Origin of the sequence: Streptomyces sp. NPDC007095 (genome assembly GCF_040634475.1) — a bacterium.
Classification (GTDB): Bacteria; Actinomycetota; Actinomycetes; order Streptomycetales; family Streptomycetaceae; genus Streptomyces.
This window is the reverse complement of the sequence record NZ_JBEYFS010000460.1, coordinates 1-3,268: the sequence shown is the minus strand read 5'-3', so window position 1 is coordinate 3,268 and position 3,268 is coordinate 1. Positions and strand designations below refer to the sequence as shown.

General features: G+C 69.8%; 3 protein-coding genes. All 3 read right to left on the bottom strand.

Annotated features, from left to right (window positions below; genetic code table 11):
* Positions 1-624: 624 nt before the first annotated feature.
* Positions 625-1,089, bottom strand: coding sequence for a hypothetical protein (locus tag ABZ656_RS57250; protein WP_360280574.1), 465 nt, complete (start codon positions 1,087-1,089; stop codon positions 625-627).
* 182 nt (positions 1,090-1,271) lie between these two features.
* A complete protein-coding gene (locus tag ABZ656_RS57245; RefSeq protein ID WP_360280571.1) occupies positions 1,272-2,051 on the bottom strand; it encodes a 4'-phosphopantetheinyl transferase superfamily protein in 780 nt (259 codons plus the stop codon).
* A complete protein-coding gene (locus ABZ656_RS57240) occupies positions 2,048-3,181 on the bottom strand; it encodes an LLM class flavin-dependent oxidoreductase (RefSeq protein ID WP_101408680.1) in 1,134 nt (377 codons plus the stop codon). The genes ABZ656_RS57245 and ABZ656_RS57240 overlap by 4 nt, the downstream gene beginning before the upstream one ends.
* Positions 3,182-3,268: the final 87 nt, after the last annotated feature.

The following is a 3,268-nucleotide window of genomic DNA, read 5'->3' as shown; positions in this document are numbered from 1 at the left end:
ATACCGCATACTTCCGGGTTACCAGCCAAGACGGGCCCTGTCACCAGGTCCGACGAAGACCCAGACACCCAGACGCTATAACGCCAAGGTCAGTATCCGGGGCGACCAGCGGAGGTGCTGATCATCTGCCGCGGGTTCCCGTTGCCTTTCGGCCACCGGCGTTCGCTTCTTGGGTCATCCTGTTCCCGCTGGGGAGTTGGGCCTTCCTTGCGGTCGGCTGACCGGCGCCTTCCGGCACCGGACCCCAACGGGGTTTCCACGTTCCACACGAGTGAGATACGACCGGGGTGGGTGCCCCCTAAACTCCGGGACGGCGATGCTCTCCCGGCTGACGATGGGGATCCAGCCGGCGCCTGCCGCTTCTCAACGGCCAGTCCTGCACCCCGCTGGAACAACCCATCGGCTGGGGTCACGATTACGAAGCATCATCAGGGGTTCACTTGCGTTCACCCGTCCGGTCTTCCCCTTTGCCTGTAACTCCCGGATGGAACGAGAGTCCTTGGGCTTCTCCTCCGAGCTTCACACCCCGCCGTTACCGGCGACGCATGTCGAAGTGGGGACGGACCTTGAGCACTGGCCCGGAACTACGCTGTCGACATCAAGTCGATCCTCCTGTCAGGTAATTCACTCAATCTCGTGCGACTTCGTGTCGCACCCCAGCGTTCGTGATAGACGTGCACGAGGCGGTGGGCGGGGTATCGGCGGGCGTCCAGGAGCGTGGTTGCCAGACGGTAGGTGCCCTCGAAGTTTGCTGCCATCGGTGCAGGTGAAGCTCACCCGGGCTTCGATGATGCGCACCGGGACGCCGCCGATGACTGACAGGTAGGAGGAGTCGGCGAGCGCCTGGAGGACGGGTGGCCGCCGGCGCTGGGAGATGCGGCCCAGGACCTGTGCTCCGGTGGCGTGCACGGCGGCGAGGAAGTCGTTGCCGTCGAAGCCCCGGTCCCACAGCACCAGCATCTCGGGGCCCAGATGATGATCATCTGGCACTTCACCGTAACCCGCATCAAGATCGCCAACATGCGGCACCAGCGGTATGGGACCGTGCTCCCGCCTGAGCCGCTTGACGACGTCGATCGACGTCGTCAAGCGCAGCATCGTGCAGGCTGCCGCCGTCATTGGGTGGCCGGGGCGCTGTCAACACCCGCATCCGAGCCGTACGCCCGCACCGTGGCCCCGAATCCGTACTCCGCATCCCCGGCCGCACGCCTCGGCGTCATGGCGGGCGGTCGGGCCGCCCCCGGCCTGCGGCCGTCCGTCGGCCGCAGGCCCTACGGCCGGTGGACGACGGCTGTCAGGATGAGTCCCCGCCCGACCCGCCAGCGGCCGTGCAGTTCGCGTAGTTGTCTGCCCTCGCGGTCGCGGCCCTCGCGCAGCAGCCGAGCCCGCAGGACGCCGCCGTCCGGGTCGATGTCGATCGCGGCGTCGTCGAAGCCGAGCCAACTGCCGACGAGCGGGAACCAGGTCTTGTAGACCGACTCCTTGGCGCTGAACAGCAGCCGGTCCCAGTGGACCGTCGAATCGTGGCGGGCCAGGTCGGCGAGCATACGCTGCTCCTCCGGCAGGGCCACCATGGCGACGACGCCTTCGGGGACGGGCTCGTGCGGCTCGGCGTCGACGCCGAGGGAGACGACGTCGCCCCTGCACGCCACCGCGGCGGCCCGGTAGCCGGCGCAGTGGGTCATCGAGCCCACGAAGCTCGCTGGCCACGCGGGTGCCCCACGCCGGCCGGGGACCAGCGGCACCGCCGGACATCCGAGCGCCGTGAGTGCCCGGCGTGCGCACATCCGCGCCGTGGTGAACTCCCGCCGCCGCTTCTCGACCGCCTTGGCGATCCACGCCTCCTCCTCGGGGAAGAGGGAACCGCCCTCCGGGTCGCCGAACTCCTCGGCCGTGCGGACACCGGGCGGCAGGAGCGCCGACAGCAGCGTCTGGTCTGGATCCGGCTCCTCCAGGCGCATCGCGGCGCACAGGGATCCAGGAGCTCGGGCCAGCGGGGAGAGGGGCGGCGCGTCCTCAGCCTCCCCGCCGGTGCCGAGGGACGGACTCAAGCGCCGACCGCCCCGGCGCCGGACGCGGCGGCCCGCCCTTTCGTCCCCGCGTCCGCGAGCGTTCCCCGCTCGGCGTCCCGCTTCGCGATCTCCTCGCGCACGATCGGGATCACCTCGCGGCCGAACTCGACCGCGTCCTCCAGGTAGTCGTAGCCGTGAGCCGCGATGATCTCCACGCCGAGGTCGACGTAGTCGATCAGCGCGGCCGCCACCGTCTCGGGCGTGCCGACCAGCGCCGCGACGGGACCGCCGCCGCCGGTGGCGGCCACCGTCCCGGTCCACAGGGCGCGGTCGTAGCGCTCACCCTTCTCGGCCATCTGACGCAGGCGCCAGGAGGCGATGTCCTGGCTCTTGCTGAGCCCCTGCTTGCGCGCGTGAATCAGGTCGACGACCCGGTGGGCCTTCTCCCAGGCCTGTTCCTCGGTGGCGCCGAGGATCGGGCGGAACGCGCAGTGCAGCCGGGGCATGTCGGTGCGTCCGGCGGCGCGGGCCGCCGCCCGCACAGAGGCGATCTGCTCGGCGGTGCCGGCGAGGGACTCCGCCCAGAGGCCGTAGATGTCCGCCTCCGCGCCGCCGACCGCGTAGGCCGCGGCGGATGACCCGCCGAACGACAGCGCGGGCCGGGGCTGCTGTGCGGGGAAGACGTCGCTGACGAAGTCGGTGAAGCGGTAGTGCTCGCCCTCGTAGTCGAAGGGTTCGTGTGACGTCCACGCCTTCTTGACGATCTGCATGTACTCGCGGGTGCGAGCGTACCGCTCGTCCTTCTTCAGGAAGTCGCCCTCGCGCTGCTGGTCGTCGTCGAAGCCCCCGCTGATGAAGTGCAGGGTCAGCCGGCCGTTCGTGAGGTGGTCGAAGGTGGCGTAGGTGGTGGCCGCGAACGTCGGGTAGGACACGTTGGGCCGGTGGGCCACGAGGAACCCGATGCGGTCGGTGTGCGCGGCGAGGTATGCGGCGACCTGGGCGGGGTCCGGCCAGTTGGAGCGGTACGCGATCAGCATGCGGTCCCAGTCGGACTCCTCGTGCGCCTGGGCCAGTCGCAGCGTGTAGTCCTTGTCGAACATCGCGCCGGACCGCGCGCGGGTCTCCGAACCGTCGTTGGTCATGGCAGAGCCTACGAAGCTCACAGGCATGGTGTGATTCTCCTTAGGCGGCCCCGCTGCGGGACGCCTTTCCCGTGCTCGGCATGGACGAGCCCCTCGCCCTGGAGGATGGAGAAG